Below are 593 nucleotides of genomic sequence, written 5' to 3' on the forward strand. Positions count from 1 at the left end.
TGTTGCCCTTGTTCTTTTTACTTACGCTTTCGGTATTAAAGGTGCCTGCGTCACTGGCGATTATGTGTTCCGCATTACTGGCAGGCATTATGACACCGATAATGCAGCCACAGGTGGTGCTGCGTTTTATCGTTGAGCCTGATACCGCCCCCATCCTGCTTGCCCTTAAAGCCATGTGGACAGCAATGGCAACGGGTTTTCAGGAGAACTCGGGGATTGAGCAGATCGATGCGTTACTGTCGCGCGGTGGCATGGATAGCATGTTGCTGACCATTTGGCTCATCATCGGCGCAGTCACCTTTGGCATAATGGTGGATGATTTTGGTCTGTTGAACAAGCTGGTTACACCGCTGTTATTGCGTGCCAGAACGGTAGGCCGCTTGATTGCTTCGGTGGTTGCTACTGCGATTGGTTTAAACATTGCCGCAGGCGATCAATACATTGCTCTGCTATTGCCCACCCGCTTATTTAAATCTGAATTTGCCCGAAGAGGGTTGGCACCGGAAAACCTTTCCAGGGCGGTGTCGGATGCAGGTATTGTCACCTCGCCGTTAATTCCCTGGAACTCTTGTGGTGCTTATATGGCCGCCGTG

General features: G+C 51.3%; 1 protein-coding gene. It reads left to right on the plus strand.

Features of this window, described 5'->3' with window-relative positions; all coding sequences use genetic code 11:
* Positions 1 to 8: 8 nt before the first annotated feature.
* The coding region (locus J5069_RS23895) for a Na+/H+ antiporter NhaC family protein (RefSeq protein ID WP_319801702.1) at positions 9 to 593 on the plus strand (585 nt) is incomplete at its 3' end.

The sequence above is a fragment of the Candidatus Symbiopectobacterium sp. NZEC127 genome (genome assembly GCF_025962675.1).
Taxonomy (GTDB): domain Bacteria; phylum Pseudomonadota; class Gammaproteobacteria; order Enterobacterales; family Enterobacteriaceae; genus Symbiopectobacterium.